16 protein-coding genes are annotated in these 18,641 nt (G+C 65.8%); 6 read left to right on the forward strand and 10 right to left on the reverse strand.

Annotated elements, in window-relative coordinates:
* Positions 1 to 45: 45 nt before the first annotated feature.
* The gene (gene mbfA, locus ACFQU1_RS00300; protein WP_378128210.1) at positions 46 to 1,029 is read right to left on the reverse strand and encodes an iron exporter MbfA; all 984 of its coding nucleotides are present in this window, start codon (positions 1,027 to 1,029) and stop codon (positions 46 to 48) included.
* A gap of 289 nt (positions 1,030 to 1,318) precedes the next feature.
* On the opposite strand from mbfA, the gene glgP reads away from it, so the two are divergent.
* Positions 1,319 to 3,004 (forward strand): alpha-glucan family phosphorylase, encoded by a 1,686-nt coding sequence (glgP, locus tag ACFQU1_RS00305; protein WP_378128211.1) that lies wholly within the window; start codon positions 1,319 to 1,321, stop codon positions 3,002 to 3,004.
* Between the two features lie 159 nt (positions 3,005 to 3,163).
* Here glgP and ACFQU1_RS00310 read toward each other — a convergent pair whose 3' ends face one another.
* The 6 genes from ACFQU1_RS00310 to ACFQU1_RS00335 form a co-directional block, all read right to left on the reverse strand.
* Complete coding sequence (locus ACFQU1_RS00310; RefSeq protein ID WP_378128212.1) at positions 3,164 to 3,622, reverse strand: MaoC family dehydratase; 459 nt, start codon at positions 3,620 to 3,622, stop codon at positions 3,164 to 3,166.
* 10 nt (positions 3,623 to 3,632) lie between these two features.
* Positions 3,633 to 4,859 carry a CaiB/BaiF CoA transferase family protein gene (locus ACFQU1_RS00315; RefSeq protein ID WP_378128213.1) on the reverse strand — a complete coding sequence of 409 codons (1,227 nt, stop codon included), beginning with the start codon at positions 4,857 to 4,859 and terminating at the stop codon, positions 3,633 to 3,635.
* Between the two features lie 116 nt (positions 4,860 to 4,975).
* Entirely contained in the window at positions 4,976 to 6,118 is a 1,143-nt protein-coding gene (locus ACFQU1_RS00320; RefSeq protein WP_378128214.1) for an acyl-CoA dehydrogenase family protein, read from the reverse strand.
* An 88-nt stretch (positions 6,119 to 6,206) separates the two neighbouring features.
* The gene (locus ACFQU1_RS00325; RefSeq protein ID WP_378128215.1) at positions 6,207 to 7,193 is read right to left on the reverse strand and encodes a TRAP transporter substrate-binding protein; all 987 of its coding nucleotides are present in this window, start codon (positions 7,191 to 7,193) and stop codon (positions 6,207 to 6,209) included.
* 32 nt (positions 7,194 to 7,225) lie between these two features.
* The gene (locus ACFQU1_RS00330; RefSeq protein WP_378128216.1) at positions 7,226 to 8,503 is read right to left on the reverse strand and encodes a TRAP transporter large permease; all 1,278 of its coding nucleotides are present in this window, start codon (positions 8,501 to 8,503) and stop codon (positions 7,226 to 7,228) included.
* A gap of 4 nt (positions 8,504 to 8,507) precedes the next feature.
* Complete coding sequence (locus tag ACFQU1_RS00335) at positions 8,508 to 9,038, reverse strand: TRAP transporter small permease (protein WP_378128217.1); 531 nt, start codon at positions 9,036 to 9,038, stop codon at positions 8,508 to 8,510.
* A 482-nt stretch (positions 9,039 to 9,520) separates the two neighbouring features.
* On the opposite strand from ACFQU1_RS00335, the gene ACFQU1_RS00340 reads away from it, so the two are divergent.
* A complete protein-coding gene (locus ACFQU1_RS00340) occupies positions 9,521 to 10,606 on the forward strand; it encodes a LacI family DNA-binding transcriptional regulator (protein WP_378128218.1) in 1,086 nt (361 codons plus the stop codon).
* On the opposite strand, the gene ACFQU1_RS00345 is transcribed toward ACFQU1_RS00340, so the two are convergent.
* From ACFQU1_RS00345 to ACFQU1_RS00355, 3 genes are all read right to left on the reverse strand, one after another.
* Entirely contained in the window at positions 10,596 to 11,375 is a 780-nt protein-coding gene (locus ACFQU1_RS00345; RefSeq protein ID WP_378128219.1) for an enoyl-CoA hydratase/isomerase family protein, read from the reverse strand. The genes ACFQU1_RS00340 and ACFQU1_RS00345 overlap by 11 nt on opposite strands.
* 3 nt (positions 11,376 to 11,378) lie before the next feature.
* A complete protein-coding gene (locus ACFQU1_RS00350) occupies positions 11,379 to 12,575 on the reverse strand; it encodes a glycosyl hydrolase (protein WP_378128220.1) in 1,197 nt (398 codons plus the stop codon).
* A gap of 224 nt (positions 12,576 to 12,799) precedes the next feature.
* Positions 12,800 to 13,543, reverse strand: a complete 744-nt coding sequence (locus ACFQU1_RS00355; RefSeq protein WP_378128221.1) for an FCD domain-containing protein — start codon at positions 13,541 to 13,543, stop codon at positions 12,800 to 12,802.
* Between the two features lie 469 nt (positions 13,544 to 14,012).
* Between ACFQU1_RS00355 and ACFQU1_RS00360 the strand changes: the two genes are divergently transcribed.
* The 4 genes from ACFQU1_RS00360 (at position 14,013) to ACFQU1_RS00375 (ending at position 18,616) form a co-directional block, all read left to right on the forward strand.
* On the forward strand, positions 14,013 to 14,987 hold the full coding sequence (locus ACFQU1_RS00360) for an ABC transporter substrate-binding protein (RefSeq protein WP_378128222.1): 975 nt from the start codon (positions 14,013 to 14,015) through the stop codon (positions 14,985 to 14,987).
* A gap of 89 nt (positions 14,988 to 15,076) precedes the next feature.
* Positions 15,077 to 16,639: a sugar ABC transporter ATP-binding protein gene (locus tag ACFQU1_RS00365; protein WP_378128223.1), complete on the forward strand. Its 1,563-nt coding sequence runs from the start codon at positions 15,077 to 15,079 to the stop codon at positions 16,637 to 16,639.
* Complete coding sequence (locus tag ACFQU1_RS00370; RefSeq protein WP_378128224.1) at positions 16,636 to 17,634, forward strand: ABC transporter permease; 999 nt, start codon at positions 16,636 to 16,638, stop codon at positions 17,632 to 17,634. Before ACFQU1_RS00365 ends, ACFQU1_RS00370 begins: the two co-directional genes overlap by 4 nt.
* On the forward strand, positions 17,627 to 18,616 hold the full coding sequence (locus tag ACFQU1_RS00375; RefSeq protein ID WP_378128225.1) for an ABC transporter permease: 990 nt from the start codon (positions 17,627 to 17,629) through the stop codon (positions 18,614 to 18,616). The genes ACFQU1_RS00370 and ACFQU1_RS00375 overlap by 8 nt, the downstream gene beginning before the upstream one ends.
* Positions 18,617 to 18,641: the final 25 nt, after the last annotated feature.

The raw sequence follows: 18,641 nt of genomic DNA on the forward strand, positions 1-18,641 counted from the left end.
GCGGCCAGAGCCGCGCTGGCGGCGATGCCTCGCCTGGAATGCGGCTCAGGCGTTGCCGATCAAAATGCCGGCGGCGAAGACGAGCGCCCCGCCGAGCACCACCTGGAAAGCCGCCCTCAGGAAGGGCGTCTCCATATAGCGGTTCTGAATGAAGGCGATCGCCCACAGCTCGACGAAGACGACCGACACCGCGATGACGGTTGCCGTCCAAAAATGCGCAATGAGATAGGGAAGCGCGTGACCGAGGCCACCGATGGCGGTCATGACGCCCGATGCCAACCCGCGCTTGACCGGCGATCCCCTGCCGGACAATTTTCCATCGTCGTGGGCCGCTTCCGTGAAGCCCATGGAAATGCCAGCCCCCACCGAAGCGGACAGCCCCACGAGAAAGGTCTGCCGGGTATCCTGCGTCGCAAAAGCCGCGGCAAAGATGGGCGCCAGGGTCGACACCGAACCGTCCATCAGCCCGGCTAGCCCCGGCTGGACGAAGGTCAGGATGAACTGCCTGCGCTCCGTTGCTGCTTCCTGCTCCTTGACGTCACGGGGCGCGTGAGTGAGGCCGAGCTCGCGCGCCAGCGCTTCATGGGCCTTCTCCGTGCTCGCCAGATTGCCGAGAAGGTCCCGCGTCGCGGCGTCCGTGCAACGCTTCGCTGCTTCCAAGTAAAAACGATAGGCTTGGTTCTCCATCGCTTCCGCGGCGGCGCGAACCTTGTCGATCCCGAGCGGCCTCACCAGCCAATCAGGCTCACGCTCATAATAGCCGCGCACATGTTCTCGGCGGATCAGGGGAATGGTGTCGCCGAACCGATCGCGATGAAGCGCAATCAAGGCTCGGCGATGGCGATCCTCCTCGTCGGCCATATCGTCGAAGATCTTCGCCGATTGCGGGAACTGATCACGCAGGCCATCGGCATAGGCGCGGTAGATGCGCCCATCGTCTTCTTCGGAGGAGATCGCCAGGGCGAGGATTTCCTGCTCGCAGAGGCTCTTAAAGGGACGGCGATGGAAGCGGAAGAGGCGAGACAGCATGGCAGGGGCCTATTTAGAATAATTCTAAATAAGGGCCGCCTAAAGCCCCGTCAAGCGGTCGCGCCCGCGGTTGCCTCCTCGACGCGCCGTCTGCCGCCTCCCGACCCGACCCCATGGCTGAAGCCATGCCATTTCGCTCGACCTGCCGCGATGGGCAGCGCAGTATCCGGCAAGGAGAGCGGAACCGAACGCCACTGGGCGGCATAAACGCTGAGCGGGCCCGGCGGGGTCTCCGTCATTCCGTCTGAAGCAGCGCTTTCTCCGGCGCCCTCAATCGAACAGGCAGGCCATGGTCTCTATTCAGCCCTTCCTTTCGCGAACCAGCGTTGCCTATTTCTCGATGGAAATCGCGCTCCGACCGGAGATGCACACCTATAGCGGCGGCCTCGGAATCCTTGCCGGCGACAGCGCCCGGTCGGCCGCCGATCTTAGTCTGCCCGTCGTCTTCGTGACGCTCGCGTCCCACAAAGGCTACCTGCGCCAGGAGATCGAGGCCGACGGCAAACAGGTCGACAATGCGGACCCGTGGAAGATCCGCGATTTCGCGACCCCTCTCGACGCCATGGTGGCGGTCGAGATCGAGGGCCGCTCGGTCTGGATCCGGCCGTGGCTCCACACCGTCTCGTCTCCGCTCGGTGCGGCGGTGCCCGTCCTCCTGCTCGATACGGATTTCGACCAGAATGCCGCCGTCGACCGCGAGATCACCGATCGGCTTTACGGGGGCGACGAGATCTACCGCCTGAAGCAGGAAATCGTACTCGGCATCGGCGGCGCAAAGGCGCTGGAGGCCCTGGGATTCAGGATCGCGACCTTCCATCTCAACGAGGGGCACGCGGCGCTCCTCACGCTGCACCTCCTCGGCAAGCCTGCGCTCGCGGATCTCGCCAACAGGGATCCCGTCGAGCGCGTGCGCGAGGCCTGCGTCTTCACCACCCACACGCCGGTCGAGGCAGGGCACGACCGTTTCTCCTACACCGATATCGAGCGCGTGCTCGGCACGGAGCTGATCGACCTCGACGAGCTCAAGCTGCTCGGCGGCACCAGCCAGCTCAACCTGACGCTCCTTGCGCTCAATCTCAGCGGTTATGTGAATGGCGTGGCGGTGCGCCATGCGGAAACGACCCGGCGCATGTTCCCGGGCTATCGCATCGAATCCGTGACGAATGGCGTCCATGTGTCGACCTGGACCCACCCCGCTTTCGCCGATCTCTACCAAGCCGACCTGCCCTGCTGGGCCCACGAGCCGGAACGCCTCGTCCGCTGCGACCAACTGCCCGACGAGCACATCTGGAGCGCGCATCAGCGGGCCAAGGCCGAGCTTCTCGCGCTCGTCTTCCGCGAGACAGGCCACACCCTCGATCCGGACCGGCCGACCATCGCCTTCGCCCGCCGCATGACGGGCTACAAACGGCCGGACCTCATCTTCACGGAACTCGACCGCCTGCGCGCCATCGCGCGCCGCTACCCGTTCCAGATCGTCATGGCCGGCAAGGCCCATCCGCGCGACAGCCAGGGCAAGGCGCTGATCGCGCAGATACATCGCCATATGCGCGAATTGTCGAATGATGTTCCGGTCATTTTCCTGTCGAACTACGACATGGACCGCGCACGCGTGCTCGTGGCCGGCGCCGACATCTGGCTCAATACGCCCATGCCGCCGCTGGAGGCATCCGGCACGAGCGGCATGAAGGCGGCACTCAACGGCGTCTTGAACCTCAGCGTCGTCGACGGCTGGTGGGTGGAGGCCTGCATCGAGGGCGTCACGGGCTGGGGCATCGACGGCCGGCGGCTCGACATGGCCCAGGACGATGCCGCCGAACTCTACGGCAAGCTCGAAGACACCGTTCTTCCGCTCTATTACGAGAATAGATCGCGCTGGATCTGGATGATGAAGCAGGCGATATCCAAGATCGGCCCCTACTTCAACAGTCAGCGCATGATGCGCCGCTATGCGAGCGAAGCTTATCTTCGCTGACCAGAGATCCGAAAGTTGAGTGGCCGCATTCGACGCCACGCCAAGCCTGGAGACAGTGGGAGCTCTTTTCACCCTTTCGTTGAGCGCGAAAAGAGCTCCCGATTCTTGACAGATCGCATCACTTCGAGCGGGCCGGCATTCACCTCGCCCGAAACGCTCTTAGCCGGCGACAGCGGCCGTTTCGACGCGCGGCTGCCATTTCAGAATGTGCTCGGCAGCGGCCACCGTCTCACCGCGCTGGTTGGTGACCTCGATACGGGCGCGCGTGCGCAGCCGTTCGGGATCGACTTCCACGACGGAATAGGTCGCCGTCACGGTATCGCCGATGAACACCGGTGCGACGAAGCGCACACGGTCATAGCCGAGCGAGACGGGCGTCGAATCGATGCCTTTCTCCAGGCTGCGCTCGATGAGCATCGTCGAGCAGGTCGACATATAGCCGACCATCAAAGCGCCATGGGCAATGCGCTTTCCGAAAGCGGAGGTGCGCATGAATTCCTCATTGACGTGATTGCCCGAGAAATCGCCGGTAATGCCGGCGAAGAGATAAACGTCGCTTTCCGACACCGTCTTGGCGAAGCGCACGGTATCTCCAACTTCCGCATACATGGCTTTCATCGGCTTTTCCTTATCGAGACAGGCTGGAACGAACGGCGCCGACCGCTTTTAGCTCGTCGATCTCCGCGGCTGAAAAGTCGAGGGACACTAAGATCTCGTCCGTTTGCTCGCCGACTTCCGGCGGCAATCGGCGCACGGGCGGAACGCTGCCGTTGTACTTCAGCGGATGCTTGACCACGGTGGCCTCGCCGCCCCGGACGGGAATGACCTCGAAGGCGCCGTTGTGAATGGCCTGGGGGTCGTTGCGAAGATCGTCATAGCTCTGCACGCGCTCGCACCAGACGCCCGCCTTGTCGAAGGCGGGCGCGATCTCGGCAAAGCGCAGCGGCGCGAGTTCCTCCGCCAGCGCGGTCGCAATCCGGTCCCGCTCGGCATGCGGGTCGAGGTCAGCGAGCGCCGCAAGCCGCGGATTGTCGAGCGCCTCGGCGATGCGTTTCACCGGGTTGAGCGAGATCGCCACCCAGCCGTCGGCGATCTGATAGACGCCGTAGGGAGCCTCATGGAACCAGGTGACGAGATGCTCGTCGCGGTCGAAACGCTCGTTGCCGTGGCCCCCGCTGTAGTAAAGGCTCAGCGCCTCGGTCTGCATGTCGATGCCCGCAGCGAACAGGCTTCCTTCGATCAGCGTGCCTTTGCCGGTCGCGAGCTTATGCGCATAGGCGGCCGCAATGCCCATGGCGAGGAGCGCCGCACCATGCTGGTCGACGGCAGCACAGCCGATTCCGGTCGGCTGCGCCGCCCCCGTCGCGGCGATCAGGCCGGACCGCGCCTGGATCAGAAGGTCCTGGCCCGGCCGGTCACGGGCCGGACCATCGGCGCCGAATCCGGTCGCCGAGGCATAGATGATGCCGGGATTGATCGCCGCCACATCCTGGTAGCCCAAGCCCAGCCGCTGCATCACGCCAGGGCGATAGTTCTCGAGCAGAACGTCCGCGGACCGGATGAGGCGCTCAAGAACGGCCTTCGCCCGCGGCTCCTTGAGGTTGACCGCCAGGCTGCGCTTGTTGCGGTTGGCGGAGACGAAGAAGGCGCTGACCCCGTCGACGAAGGTATTGGCGCCCGACCAATGCCGCTCGAAAGCACCGCCGACCGGCTCCACCTTGATCACGTCGGCACCCATGTCGGCCAGATACTGCGCGGCGGCCGGACCTTGCAGATAATGGCAGAAACTCAGAAGCCGCATGCCGTTGAGCAGCATCGGCGCCTCCGGCGCGGCCTTCCGCTCGTCGTCACTCATTCAACATCTCCTATCGGCGCCGCGGGCGGCGGCGACATCTGTTCACGGGTCTCGTTGACGCTCATTCGTTTGGTCGGGGCTTCAGGCGGGCGGCCTCGACCGGCCTTGCCGCCACCTCATCGCCCACCCAGGATCTGGCGGGCGATGATGACCCGCTGGATCTGGCTCGTGCCTTCCCAGATCTCGTAGACCCGCACATCCCGGTAGAGCCGCTCGACCGTCGAGTCGCGCGAATAGCCATAGGCGCCGTGGATCTGGACCGCGTTATTCACGACGCGATTGGCCATCTGGGAGGCGAAGAGCTTCGCCTCGGAGGCCTCGCGTATGATCGGCAGCCCTGCATCCCTGCGCTGCGCGGCGCGGCGGATCATCAGGCGAGCCGCTTCGATATTCACGGACATGTCGGCGATCATGAACTGGACGGCTTGCAGCTGGGCGATGGGCTGCCCGAAGGCCTGCCGGGTTTTGGCATAGCCGACCGCCTCCTCGAAGGCAGCCTGGGCAATGCCGACGCTCTGCGCGCCGATGCCGATCCGGCCGGAGTTGAGGGAGGTGAGCGCCCGGCGCAGGCCCTCGCCGGGCGGTGCAAGCACCATCGCGTCCGGCACGAAGCACTCCTCGAACAGGAGTTCGCCCGTCGCCAGGCCACGCACTCCCATGATCTCGGCCTTGGCGCCGCGCCTGCAGCCGTCCGAGTCGGTCGGCACCAGGAACAGCCCGATGCCGGCTCGCCCGAGCGTCCGGTCGGTCGTCGCCACGACGACGGCGAGATCGCAGTTCAGCGCGAAGGTGATGAACTGTTTGGCGCCGCTGAGAAGATAGCCGCCGGTGACGCGCTTGGCCGTGGTTTTCACCGCCGCCACGTCGGACCCGGTGTCGGCCTCCGTCTGGGCGATGGCGCAGATCAGTTCGCCCGCCGCCATCTGCGGCAGATAGCGCTGCTTGATGTCCTCACTCGCATTGGTGAGGAGGACGTCACACATGAGCTTGCAGACCATCTGCGCGTCAGCGACTGCGGCGGCGCCCGTCGCGAGCTCTTCCTGGACGAGCGCCCACGAAAACGTATCGGCGCCCGATCCGCCGTATTCGGGCGGCAAGGTCATGCCCAACAGCCCGAGCCGGGCCATCTCGCCGTAGAGATCGCCGGGGAAGCTGTCGGTTTTGTCGATCTCGGCGGCGCGCGGCCGCACCGCTGTACGGGCGAAGTCGCGGACCGTGTCCTGGATCAGCTTCTGCTCGTCTGTCAGACCGAAGTTCATTCGCCATCTCCAGCGTGGAGCGCCTCAGACGCTCCACGCCGTTGGAATACTGAGTGATGATGGTCGGGCGGGCTCGCCCGACCTTTGTTCAGTTCGACTTCGTCGCCGCCTGGAGCTCCTGCAGGAGCGCCTCGCCATTCGGCACCGCCTGGAGCAGGCTCGGCCAGGTACCGCGCGCCGTGGTCTTGAACTCGGTCAGGTCCGGCTGAACGATTTCGACCTTGGCCTTTTCCAGCGCCGCCATGCCTTCCTGATAGGTGCGCTTATAGGTCTCGATCGAGGCCTTCGAAGCTTCGGCAGCCGCACGGCGAACAAGATCCTGCTGCTCTTTCGTCAGGGCATCGAAGCGCACCTTCGACATCAGCACGAGGGAGGGCATGTTGTGCGTCTTGGTGAGATTGAAGAACTTCGTCACTTCGACGAACTTGTCCTGGATCACCTGCTCCGGTGAGGCCTCGGCCCCATCGACGACGCCATTCTGCAGCGCGACGAAGACTTCCGAATAGGCCATCGGTGTCGGCTGTGCGCCGAGCGCCTCATAGGTCTTGATGAAGCCGGGCCCCTGCAGGACGCGGATCTTCATGCCCTTGAGATCGCCCACGGTGCGCACCGGCCGCGAACCATAGACGCTGCGTTCGAAGACCGAGAAGAAGTTCAGGCCGACCAGCCCGCGGCTGTCCAACATCGCCAGCATTTTCTGGCCGAACGGGCCTTGCAGGACGGCATTCGCCTGATCAACCGATTCGAAGAGATAGGGCAGCGACAGGATAGAGAATTCCGGAATGGTGTTTTCGAGCGGCGGGCTGGCCGTGATCACGGCGCTGATCGCGCCGGTACGCGCCGACTGGATCATCTTGACTTCGCCGCCGAGCTGGCTTTGCGGGTAGATCGTGACCTTCATCTCGCCATTGCTGCCGGACTCGATCACTTCCTTGAATTTGAGCGCCGCAGCCTGGTAGTGGCTGTCGGTGGTCAGCGTATGGCCGATATTGATCTCGACGGGAGCGGCATTGGCCTGCATCGCTCCGAAGATCAGCGAGGCGCCAACAAGGCCGGAGCGTAATATGCTGTTCATTTGGAAGTCCTCCACTTTCAGGTCAGGTATTTTTATTTAACGAGAAGGAGCGATATCGCCGGCACGTAGGAGATGATGAGCACGTCGATAACCAATACCGCGAGGAAGATGAGCAAGGGCCGCACGAGCTGGTCGATGCGCAGTCCCGCGATCTCGCAGGCGATGAAGAGATTGACGCCCACCGGCGGCGTCACCATGCCGACCGCCAGATTGACGACGAAAATCATGCCGAAATGTAGCGGATCGATGCCGAAATGCACCGCGACCGGCCCGAGGATGGGGGCCAGGATGATGATCGCCGCGAGCGTCTCCATGAACATCCCGACCATGAAGAGCAGGCCGTTGACGAGGAGCAGAAAGGTGAAGGCCGAGCCGGCCACCGAGGTGATCCAGGTTCCCACCTGCTGCGGCACCTGATTGATGGTGAGGGCGAAGCCGAAGGCCGACGCGAAGGCGACGATGAACAGAATGCCCGCCGAAACGAGAGCAGACTTCACGAAGATCCGCCCGACGTCGGCGAGCGTCAGCTGCCGGTAGACGAAGAAGCTGATGAGGAAGCCGTAGGCGACCGCGACGACGGCAGCTTCTGTCGGCGTGAAGGCTCCGCCATAGATGCCGCCGAGAATGATGACGGGCATGAGAAGGGCGAGCGAGGCATCCATCGCGGCACGAAGCACGCCCCTCAGCCATTCGCGGGGCGCCACCGGCCTCACCTGGTCGAAGCCCATGACCGAGGCCGTGGCGAAGACGGTCAGCATCAGGGAGAAGCCGACCAGCAGTCCCGGAATGATCCCGGCGATGAAGAGCTCCGTGATGGAGGTATTCATCACGAGCGCATAGATGATCATCGGCAGGGAGGGCGGAATGATCACCCCGAGCTCGCCGGAAGCAGCGACCGTCGCCGCCGCGAAATTCAGCGGATAGCCCTTCTCCTTCATCGCCGGGATGGTCGTGGAGCCGATGGCGGCCGTGGTGGCCGAGGACGACCCGGAAATGGTCGCGAACATCATGCTCGTGAGCACGGCGGCCGCGCCGAGCCCGCCCCGCAGCCAGCCGACGATCGCGTTGGCGAGCCCGATCAGCCGTTGGGAAATGCCGCCCGCCTGCATGATATTGCCGGCCAGGATGAAGAACGGCACCGCCATCAGCGAAAAGCTGTCGAGGCTTTCGAAGGCAGCCTGGATGGCCGCCACGATCGGCAGCCCCTTCTGGTAGAGAATGGCGAATGAGACGAGCCCGATCGAAATCGCGACCGGAACGGAGAGGAAGAGCAGAACGATCAGGCCGCCGAGAATCTGCACGATGAGCATGGCGTCAATCCCCCGCCATCTCGACGGCCGCAGCGACCGGTTCGCCCCCGTTCGTCAGCCTTGCGATGGTGAGCCCGACGAGGTTGAGCAGTGCCAGCGCGCTTCCGACGGGCAAGGCGGCATAGACCCACGGCATGGGAATGCGCATCACGGGCGAGGCCTCGATCATACTCATCACGGTCCAGTCGATCCCCGTCCGCAGAAGGCAGGCGAAGAAGAAGAAGCTCAAGACGATGCTGGCGATGCGGATGCTGCGGCCCCAGGCCCCGGGAAGCGTCAACGCGAAAACGTCGACGGCGATCAGCCGTCCGTGCCGGCAGAGCACCGCCACCCCGAGAAAGACGCTCCAGGCCACGAGATAGCGCGCCGATTCCTCTGTCCAGGGAGCAGCCACGATCACGCCGACGGCCGGCAGGACGAAACGCACGATGACCTGCAAGAGCACCGCGATCGTCGCCAGCGCGAACAAGGTGCCGGCCAACCAGCAGGCCAGCGTATTCACCCCGTCGAGCAGCCTGAGGAAGCCTCGCGCCATCCTTGTCTCCCTCACGCCAGCGCGGGACGGCGAGGCCCGGCTACAAAGCCCCTCGTCACCGGCTCGATGATGTCCGCGACTGGGAAGCCTCCCGACCACGTCATGTTTCACTCCCGAGCGGGGCGCCGTGCCCCTCTTGCTGTTGTGCGACCGATGAGCCGCATGCGGGCTCGGCAAAAAGCAGGGAAGCCGGATCGCGTGCCGCCTGTCGGCGGCGGGACGCCGGATTCCGTTCTTCCGTTGGGTCCAACTTGGTCCTCCCGCGCCAGTTTTTCTGGTCTCTGCTTCTGAAAGCGCTTACATGTAAAAGCCTGGATTACGCGGTGTCAATATGTTCGGAATCGCGATAGCGCGAGAGTGGCTGGCTGGCGCGGAGACGGCCGTGGTAGGAGCTGACGCGTGCGGCCGCGATCGGGCGGGGCTGTCGGCATGGCCGGCCGAGGCTCGCCGATGACGCCGCATGTGAACAGGCGCGGATCCGAATGACCGACGTGAAGAAAAAGATCGTGATTGCGGATATCGCCGCCGCCGCCGGTGTTTCCACCGCCACGGTGTCGCGCGTGCTCAACACGCCGTCCATCGTGCGGCCGGAGCTGCGGGAGCGCGTCCAGCAGGCGCTGCGCACCTTCGGTTATGTCCCGCATGCAGCCGCGCGGGCCCTCGCCTCACGCAAGACTCGCTCGGTCGGGGCCATCGTGCCGACGCTGGGCACCTCCATTTTCGCGCGCGGCGTCGAGGCCCTGCAGAACCGGCTCGGCGAGGAGGGTTACGGACTGCTGGTGGCCAATTCCCAGTATGATCTGGAACGGGAGCTGTTCGAAACCCGCACCCTGCTCGAGCGCGGCATCGACGGGCTCGTGCTTGTCGGCAACGAGCGGGTCTCGGAAGCGCGCGCGCTGTTGCGGCACTACGGTATCCCGGTCGTCGTGACCTATGTCAGCCATGCCGCCGACGACCTGCCGGCGATCGGGCTCGACGGCTTCCAGGCTTGCTACGATCTCACGCGCGCGCTGATCGAGCTCGGTCACCGGCATTTCGCCGTTGCGACGAGCCCCTTCGGCACCAATGATCGCATTCGGGCGCGCCGGCACGGCATGTTGACCTGCCTCGAACAGCGCGGCCTGCGCCCTCCCCCGGATGCGGTGCTGGAGGTGCCCTACACCATGGAGGACGGCCGACGCGCGCTGCGGACGCTGGTCGCGCGATTTCCCGAGATCACAGCGCTCGTCTGCACCACCGACGTGCTCGCGATCGGCGCTATCGCCGAGGCCAAGGTGATCGGCCTCGACGTGCCGGGCGACCTGTCGATCTCCGGCTTCGACGATCTCGAATTCGCGAGTTATCTCGACCCGCCGCTGACCACCGTCCATGTACCGGCCGAGGAGATCGGCCGCCTGGCCGCCGAACGCCTGATCGGCCTCATCAGGGGGGAAGAGGTCGCCATGTCGACCGATGTTCCCGGCCGGATCGTCTATCGCCGGTCAACAGCGGCGCCGCGCGCCGGCGGCTTACTTACGGATATCCTGGAAAGACGCCAGCCGGAGCGCGCAGCAGCGGTCAGCGGTTGAACCGAGGCTGTCGCTTCTCGAGAAAGGCGGCAACCCCCTCGCGCAGATCGCCCGTCCGGAAGAGCGCGCCAAACGCCTCGGCTTCTGCGGTGTCGATCGCGCCTGAAGGCACGGCGGCCGCGACGCAGGCTTTGGCGAGCCGCAAGGCCTCGCGCGGCAGGCCCGCGAGTTCAGCCGCCAGGCTGTCGACGCGGGCGTCGAGTTCGCCCTCCTCGACGACCTCGTTGATCAACCCGATGTCGAGAGCGCGGGCCGCCGAAATCGGCCGGCCGGTCATGATCAGGCTTCGCGCCATCGCCGGCCCGACCTCCTGGACGAGGCGCTTGATGCCGCCGGCGGCCGGCAGCGCGCCCAGCTTGATTTCGGGAAAGCCGAATTCGGCGGTGCTCGCGGCAACGCGCAGATCGCAGGCCAGCATCAGCTCGCCGCCGCCGCCCAGTGCCAGGCCGCGCAGTTTGGCGATGACCACCTGCGGCAGCCCGGCGATACGATCGTAGAGATATTGCTCGAACCGGATCTTGGCGACGCCGCCGAGTTCATCGTCGGGAAACTCGCGAATGTCCGAGCCCACCGAGAAGGCGCGGGCGCCGTCCGACTCGATCACGATGACGCCGAGATCACGCCTGTCCGCGAGGGCGCCCGCCGTCTCGAACAGCGCCCGTCTGACGGCGGTCGTCAGGATATTGAGCGGCGGATTGGCGATGCGGATACGCGCGACCGCCCCCTCGATCGCAAGCGAAACCACGGGCTTGGCCTTGTCCTCGGACATCACTCAGACCAGCCGGTCGAGGGTGGGACCGTAGCGTCCGGGCATGGTGACACGGCAGAGCGCCTCGACGAAATAGAAGTCGCCGAACAGCACGGCTGCATCCGGCCCGATGTTATGCGGCTTGGAGTAGCAGCCGTGCTTCAGCAATCCGCGATGGGAGGGCTCGCGCGCCAGGCAGCTGCGGCACAGCCCCTCCAGCAGCCACAGCCCCTGTTCCCGGCGACGCCCAGCGCGCGCCTGGTCGGGGTCGAGGTCGGCGAGCTTCAGGAAGGCATTGGCGACGATGGCGGAGGCGGCGCTGTCGCGTGGAGCGTTGGGCAGTGCCGGATCGTCGAAATCCCAGAAGGCCACGGGATCGTCGCCGATCCGCTGCATGAAGTAATCCCCGAGGTCCTGGGCGAGCTCGAGATAGTGGCGCTGCCCCGTGGCAGCCGCGGTGTCGGCGAAGCCGAGGATGGCCCAGCCTTGGCCGCGCGACCAGCAGGACTCGTCCGCATAGCCTTGGAAGGTGTAGCCACGGGCGCGCTCGCCCGAGGGCAGCGCATATTGCACGGCGTGATAGGTGGAGCGATCCGGCCGGATGAAGGCCGCCTCGGTCATGCGGGCATGGGCTTCCGCGGCGACCAGATAGCTCGCGTCGCCGGTGGTGCGGGCGGCCCAATAGAGCAGCGCCAGATTGGCCATGGTGTCGATAGCCGAGCTGCACTGAGCGCGCGGATCATCGAGGCTGCCCCAGGAGGAGAGATAGGCGCCGCGGTCGGTGCGCACGAGCCGGCTGCGCAGGCGCGAGGCCGCCTTCAGGGCGGCGGCGGCGAGTTCCGGGTCATGGGTGATATGATGGCCGGGCACCGCGCTCGATATGAAGATGAAGCCGATGTCATGGGTATTGGGGTCGTCGGCGCGCTGCTCGACCAGCCGTATCCGCTCGCGGGCGAGCTTGAGGAAGCGGTCGTCGCCGCGGTGAAGATGAGCCGCCAGCAGCAGACCCACCCAGAAGCCGCAGAACCAGTTGCCGTGGCTCCAGTTATCGCCCGTATAGCCCGCCGACACGGATGCGAGCATAGTATCCCAGCGGCCGTCGGGGGCGGTGACATAGGGAAATGCGACCCCGAGGCTCTGCTCGTCTTCCAGCAGCTTGTCGGAGAGGAGGTCGAGAGCGTCGCGGAAGAGGTCGGCTCGGGTGTCGGTAAGCGCTATCATTCTTCGGCTCTAGCTTGAGGACGGCGGTTCGACAGGAACGTAGAGAACACGGGGGCCTGTCGAGCAAAACGGGTGCAAACGCTGCCATTGGCCCGACTTTGTGTCAATAAAATTTGAAAGCGATTTCAGAACACCTCCGATGAGCCGCGCGCCGGCCGATGCCCGGCCATTAGGGTGATCTCTAAGCGTGGACCGGGCCTGCGCCGAGCGAGGGCCGTGAGCGATCAACCGGCGGCGCCGGCCACCTCCGGCGCGGCGGGGAAGGTGGAGCGCACGAGTTCCCAGGCGACTTCCAGATGGCGTCTCATCGCCTGTTCGGCCCCGTCCGGATCCCGATCGACGATGGCTTGGAAGACGGCGGCATGGCCGGCAAAGTTCAGCCGGTCGATATCGGCGGCGCGCGGCATGTCGCACCAATGCCGCACCAGCCATTCCACATAGGCCTTGTGCAGCACTGGATAGATCGGATTGCGCGGGATGCGGTAGAGCAAGGCGTGGAAGGCGACATCCGTGGCGTAGAACGTCTCGCTGTCGCCGATCGCCATACGGTTGCGCTCGAGCACCCCGCCGAGTTCCTCGATGTCCTCCTTGCGCGCCTCTCTGGCCGCAGCTCGGGCAAGGCCGCTCTCGATGAAGACGCGCGTGTCGAAGAGGTTGCGCACGCCCTCCTCGTCATCGAGGAGATGCCTCACGAAGTGGCCGATGGTGCTGAGGGCCTGATCGTAATCCGGCTTACGGACCACGGGGCGGAAGCCCGGGCGCGTATGCAGCAAGCCGCGATTGGCGAGGCTGGTGATGGCCTCCCGCACGACGGTGCGGCTCACCCCATAGCGCTGCATCAGGTCGCGCTCGGGCGGCAGCCGCTCGCCCTCTTCGATGTTCCCGGCCGTGATCAGGGCCGCAAGCCGCTCAGCGAGCACGTCCGAGGCGCGGCCCACCCGCCGCCGCACCATGCCCGTTTCTGCCATCACCTTGTTCACAGGATCGAGACCTCGAACAACAGCCGCTCCTCCGTTCTGGAATGATCGAAACGCCTCCTGATGTCAATTTTGATCCGACCAAACTCTGCTGGAATTGGGGAGAGAAAGGTCGCCGATGGTAGCTCTTGACAGTCCGCTATGCTTGGGGCTTGCTTTGGTCCAGCCAAAGAGTGGCGGCCGGAAACGGCCGCTTGGAGGAAACCCACCGCGGTTCGATCGGCGTGGCGGCTTCAGTCCGTCTGCAGGGAGGGTCGGAATTGCCACAGCTTTCCCACATCGACCCCGCCGGGCTGCGCCTGGCGAGCCTGTCGCACCTTGCAACCACCCACCCTGTCACCTGCCCTGGAGCCATTCGCACGGCCCGCGGCTTGTGCGGGAGCACTGGCTATGGGCGGCGAGGCGAGACGATCCGGAATGACGGCACGCGGGCTCACCGCGGCATCGAGGAGGAAATGACATGTTGAGACGCACCTTCCTGGCGCTTGCGGCCGGCGCCGCGACGCTCCCGTTCGGCTTCGCTGCGCTCGCGCAGGAGCTGCCCAAGCTCGAGGCGAAGGACAAGTACAAGGTCGGCTTTGCCCAGACGGAGTCCAACAACCCCTGGCGCATCGCGCAGACCGAGAGCATGAAGTCGGAGGCGGCGAAGCTCGGCCATCAGCTCGTCTATACCGATGCTGCCGGCTCTGCCGCCAAGCAGGTGGCCGACGTCAACAGCATGATCGCCCAGGGCGTCGACCTCATCTTCCTGGCGCCGCGCGAGGAAAAGCCGCTCGTTCCGGCCGTCATGGCGGCCAAGCGGGCGGGCATTCCCGTCATTCTACTCGACCGGTCCGTCGATCCAAGTTTAGCCAAGCCCGGCCGGGATTACCTTACCTTCATCGGCTCGGACTTCGTCGAGGAGGGCCGGCGCGCCGCCGAGGCGCTCGACAAGGCGACGAATGGCAAGGCTGAAATCATCCAGCTCGAGGGCACCGTCGGCGCCTCGCCGGCCAATGACCGCCGCAAGGGCTTCGAGGACTACATCAAGGACAAGCCGGGCATGAAGATCATCGCCTCCCAGTCCGGCGACTTCGCCCGCGACAAGGGCCGGCAGGTGGCCGAGACTTTGCTCCAGGCCCATCCGAACGCCACCGCGATCTACGCCCATAACGACGAGATGGCGATGGGCGCGATTTCGGCGCTCGAAGCGGCCGGCAAGACGCCGGGCAAGGACGTGCTCATCGTCTCCGTCGACGGCACGCGCGATGCGCTGCAGGCCATCATCGACGGCAAGATGCTGGCGACCGTCGAATGCAACCCGAAATTCGGCCCGAAGGCTTTCGAGGTCATGATGCGCTACGCCAAGGGCGAGAAGATCCCGCCTGTCGTGGTGAATGAAGACCGCTTCTTCGACAAGTCGAACGCCGCGCAAATGATCGCCGACGCTTACTGAGGTCCCGCCGGCGGTTCGCCGATGAGCGAGCCGCCGGCCACCGCTTCCTTGTACCGCCGCCGACCCGAAGCATGGAGCGGCAGATCGAGATGACAGTTTCCACGACCGAACCATCCGTTGATGCGCCGGGGCCGCTCCTTGCCATGCGCGGCATCGACAAGCGCTTCGCCGGCATCCCGGCGCTCGCCGGCGCCTCGCTCGAGGTCGGCCGTGGCGAGGTGCACGCGCTCATCGGCCAGAACGGCGCGGGCAAGTCGACGCTCATCAAGGTGCTCACCGGCTATTACCGGCGGGACGGCGGCGACATCCTGTTCGAGGGCGCGCCGGCCGACTTCGCCTCGCCGCAGGCTGCCCAGGCGGCCGGCATCAGCACGATCTACCAGGAGATCAACCTGGTCCCCTACCGCTCCGTGACCGAGAACATCTGCCTCGGCCGGGAGATCAGGCGCTTCGGCCTGCTCGACTGGCGGGCCATGCACCGGGAAGCGGAAGCGCTCCTCGCGCGCTTCAAGATGGATGTCGACGTGCGCCAGCCGCTCATGTCCTACAGCACGGCGACCCAGCAGATGGTGGCGATCGCCCGCGCCATCGGCTTCGATGCGCGCCTCGTCATCATGGACGAGCCGACCTCTTCGCTCGATGATCAGGAGGTCGCGACGCTGTTCGAGGTCATTCGCCAGCTCAAGCGCGAGCAGGTGTCGGTGATTTTCGTCAGCCATAAGCTCGACGAGCTCTATGCGGTCTGCGACCGAGTGACGGTAATGCGTGACGGCCGCACCGTCCGAACCGCGCCGCTTCAGGAGATGACGCGGCTCGAACTCGTCACCACCATGCTCGGGCGCGAGATGGCCGAGGTGGCGCGCGAGGGCGCAACCGCCTTCGGCGCGGACGCCGCCGTCGACGCCGGGGAGCGGCTTCTCACAGTCGAGCATCTCGCCGTCGGGCGGCGTGTGCGCGACGTGAGCTTCGACGTGCGCGCCGGCGAAATTGTGGGCCTTGCCGGCCTCCTCGGCTCCGGACGATCGGAGACGGCGCGTGTCGTCTTCGGCGCGGACCGCGCCGATGCGGGCACGGTTTCGCTCGCCGGCGCAGAGGGCCGGGTCGCCGCGCCTGCCGATGCCATCCGCGCGGGCCTCGGCTTCTGCCCGGAGGACCGCAAGCTCGAGGGCATCGTGCCCGCCATGTCCGTGCGCGAAAACCTGACCCTGGCGCTCATGCCGCATCTCTCGAAGGGCGGCGTCCTCGACGAGGCCCGTCAGCGCGAGGTCGTCGACCGCTTCATCAAGCGGCTCGGCATCAAATGCGCGAGCCCCGAACAGCCCATCCGCGAGCTTTCAGGTGGCAACCAACAGAAGGTGCTGCTCGCCCGCTGGCTCTGCATGAACCCCAAGCTCCTCATTCTCGACGAGCCGACGCGCGGAATCGATGTTGGCGCCAAGGCCGAAATCCAGGCGCTCATCCGCGAGCTCGCCGACCAGGGCCTCGGCGTGCTCATGATTTCCTCGGAACTGGAAGAGGTGATCGAAGGCGCGGACCGCGCCTTCGTGCTGCGCGAGGGGCGGACCGTCGCCGAGCTCGCCCGCGGCGAACTCTCGGAGCCGGCCGTCATGGCGGCCATGGCCCACGGAACGGGCGCGGAGGCTGCACCATGACCGAGGCTGCGGCGAGCGAGCGTCCGAGGCGCTTCGCAGGTCTCGACGTCGCCGGGCTGCTGGTGCGCCACGGCGCCCTGCTGGCGCTCGTCCTCCTCGTGCTCGTCAACCTCGCGATCACCCCGAATTTCGCCACCTGGCAGACGCTCAACGTCAATCTCACGCAGGTCTGCACCATCGTCATCGTCGGCGTCGGCATGACCCTCGTCATCGCCACCGGCGGCATCGACCTCTCCGTCGGCTCGCTTATGGCGATCGCCGGCGCGCTCGCGCCGCTCATCTTCATGGGTAAGCTCGTTGCTCTGCCGCTGCCCCTTGCCATCGCACTTGCCTTCGTCGTTCCCGTCCTTGTCGCGGGCGCCTTCGGCTGGTTCAACGGCTGGCTCATCACGCGCTTCCGCATCCAGCCGATCATCGCCACGCTCGTCCTGTTCATCGCCGGGCGTGGCATCGCGCAGGTAATGACCAACGGCAATCTGCAGGCTTTCAAGGTTCCGGAATTCCAGTTCATCGGCCTCGGCCGCGTCTTCGGCATTCCGTTCCAGGCGCTTTTGATGGTCGTCCTCGTCGTGGTCGCAGCCTGGGCGCTGAGGCGCACCGTCTTCGGCCGCGAGATCCTCGCCGTCGGCGGCAATGAGCGCGCGGCGCGGCTTTCGGGCATTCCGGTCGCGCGGGTGAAGCGGCGGGTCTATGCCATCAGCGGGCTCTGCGCGGGTGTCGCCGGGCTCATCGTCATCGCCATCAATTCGGCGAGCGACGCCAATCTGGTCGGGCTCGGCATGGAGCTCGACGCCATTGCCGCCGTCGCGGTGGGCGGCACGCTGCTCACCGGCGGACGCGCCACCGTGCTCGGCACGCTGGTCGGCGCGCTCATCATTCAGCTCGTCCGCTACACCCTGCTCGCCAACGGCGTGCCGGATGCGGCGGCGCTCGTCGTCAAGGCGGGGCTCATCGTTCTCGCCGTCTGGCTGCAGAGGCAGAAGAGCCATGGCTGATCTTGCCTTGCGCCCGGAGCGGCGCTCGCTCGTGCCAGCCCTCAGTCGCTACGGCGTGGTGCTCGCGCTGATCGCGCTGATCCTCTTCGGCGCCTTCCGCTACGACAATTTCCTCGGCGCCTTCAACGTGCTGACGGTGCTGCGATACAACGCGATGTTCGCGCTGGTCGCGCTCGGCATGTGCTTCGTCATCATGACGGGCGGCATCGACCTCTCGGTCGGCTCGACGGCGGCGCTCGGCAGCGTGGCGGCGGCGCTCGCTTCGCCCTATGGGCTGGTGCCAGGCCTTCTCGCCGGGGTCGGCGCGGGGCTCGCCGTCGGGCTGATCAATGCTTTCGTCATTGCCGGACTCAATATCCTGCCCTTCATCGCGACGCTCGCCACCATGCTCGGCGCGAGCGGCACGGCGCTGCTGCTCGCCGGCAACCAGTCGGTTTCCGTGTCCTACGACACGAGCTTCGTCGAGCTCGGCCAGGGCGATCTCCTCGGTTTCCCCATTCCGGCCTGGATCGCGCTCGCAGCCTATATCGCCGGGTCGATCATCCTCAATTTCACGGCTTACGGCCGCTATGTGCTGGCCGTCGGCGGCGCCGAGGACGCGACGCGGCTCATGGGCCTGCCTGTGCAGCGCGTGAAGGTGCTGGTCTATGCGGCGAGCGGGGCGCTCGCGGGGCTTGCCGGCGTCATCCTCGCTGCCCAGTTCGGCGCGGGCCAGCCCATCGAGGGTGTCGGCTGGGAGCTCTTCGCCATCGCCTCGGTCGTGGTCGGCGGCACGCTGCTCACCGGCGGCGTCGGCTCGGTCGGCGCGACGCTCGCCGGCGTGCTGCTGCTCGGCCTCATCTTCAACATCCTGAATTTCGAGAACGGCCTCGGCTGGATCAGCCTGTCCGCCTATTGGCAGTCGGTGATCCGCGGCGCCTTCCTGCTTCTCGTGGTCGTCATCCAGGCGCGCCTCGTCGCGCGAAGCGACGACGTCATCTGACGCCTGCAACTGCAAAGAGGTAAAT

Origin of the sequence: Chelatococcus sp. GCM10030263 (assembly GCF_042666455.1) — a bacterium.
Lineage (GTDB): Bacteria > Pseudomonadota > Alphaproteobacteria > Rhizobiales > Beijerinckiaceae > Chelatococcus.

Coding starts and splice junctions, on each gene's coding strand:
- glgP (WP_378128211.1), top strand. CDS start 1,319: ATGGTCTCTATTCAGCCCTTCCTTTCGCGAACCAGCGTTGCCTATTTC.
- ACFQU1_RS00350 (WP_378128220.1), bottom strand. CDS start 12,575: ATGATAGCGCTTACCGACACCCGAGCCGACCTCTTCCGCGACGCTCTC.
- ACFQU1_RS00330 (WP_378128216.1), bottom strand. CDS start 8,503: ATGCTCATCGTGCAGATTCTCGGCGGCCTGATCGTTCTGCTCTTCCTC.
- ACFQU1_RS00365 (WP_378128223.1), top strand. CDS start 15,077: ATGACAGTTTCCACGACCGAACCATCCGTTGATGCGCCGGGGCCGCTC.
- ACFQU1_RS00340 (WP_378128218.1), top strand. CDS start 9,521: ATGACCGACGTGAAGAAAAAGATCGTGATTGCGGATATCGCCGCCGCC.
- ACFQU1_RS00370 (WP_378128224.1), top strand. CDS start 16,636: ATGACCGAGGCTGCGGCGAGCGAGCGTCCGAGGCGCTTCGCAGGTCTC.
- ACFQU1_RS00355 (WP_378128221.1), bottom strand. CDS start 13,543: ATGGCAGAAACGGGCATGGTGCGGCGGCGGGTGGGCCGCGCCTCGGAC.
- ACFQU1_RS00325 (WP_378128215.1), bottom strand. CDS start 7,193: ATGAACAGCATATTACGCTCCGGCCTTGTTGGCGCCTCGCTGATCTTC.
- ACFQU1_RS00320 (WP_378128214.1), bottom strand. CDS start 6,118: ATGAACTTCGGTCTGACAGACGAGCAGAAGCTGATCCAGGACACGGTC.
- ACFQU1_RS00335 (WP_378128217.1), bottom strand. CDS start 9,038: ATGGCGCGAGGCTTCCTCAGGCTGCTCGACGGGGTGAATACGCTGGCC.
- ACFQU1_RS00375 (WP_378128225.1), top strand. CDS start 17,627: ATGGCTGATCTTGCCTTGCGCCCGGAGCGGCGCTCGCTCGTGCCAGCC.
- mbfA (WP_378128210.1), bottom strand. CDS start 1,029: ATGCTGTCTCGCCTCTTCCGCTTCCATCGCCGTCCCTTTAAGAGCCTC.
- ACFQU1_RS00315 (WP_378128213.1), bottom strand. CDS start 4,859: ATGAGTGACGACGAGCGGAAGGCCGCGCCGGAGGCGCCGATGCTGCTC.
- ACFQU1_RS00345 (WP_378128219.1), bottom strand. CDS start 11,375: ATGTCCGAGGACAAGGCCAAGCCCGTGGTTTCGCTTGCGATCGAGGGG.
- ACFQU1_RS00310 (WP_378128212.1), bottom strand. CDS start 3,622: ATGAAAGCCATGTATGCGGAAGTTGGAGATACCGTGCGCTTCGCCAAG.
- ACFQU1_RS00360 (WP_378128222.1), top strand. CDS start 14,013: ATGTTGAGACGCACCTTCCTGGCGCTTGCGGCCGGCGCCGCGACGCTC.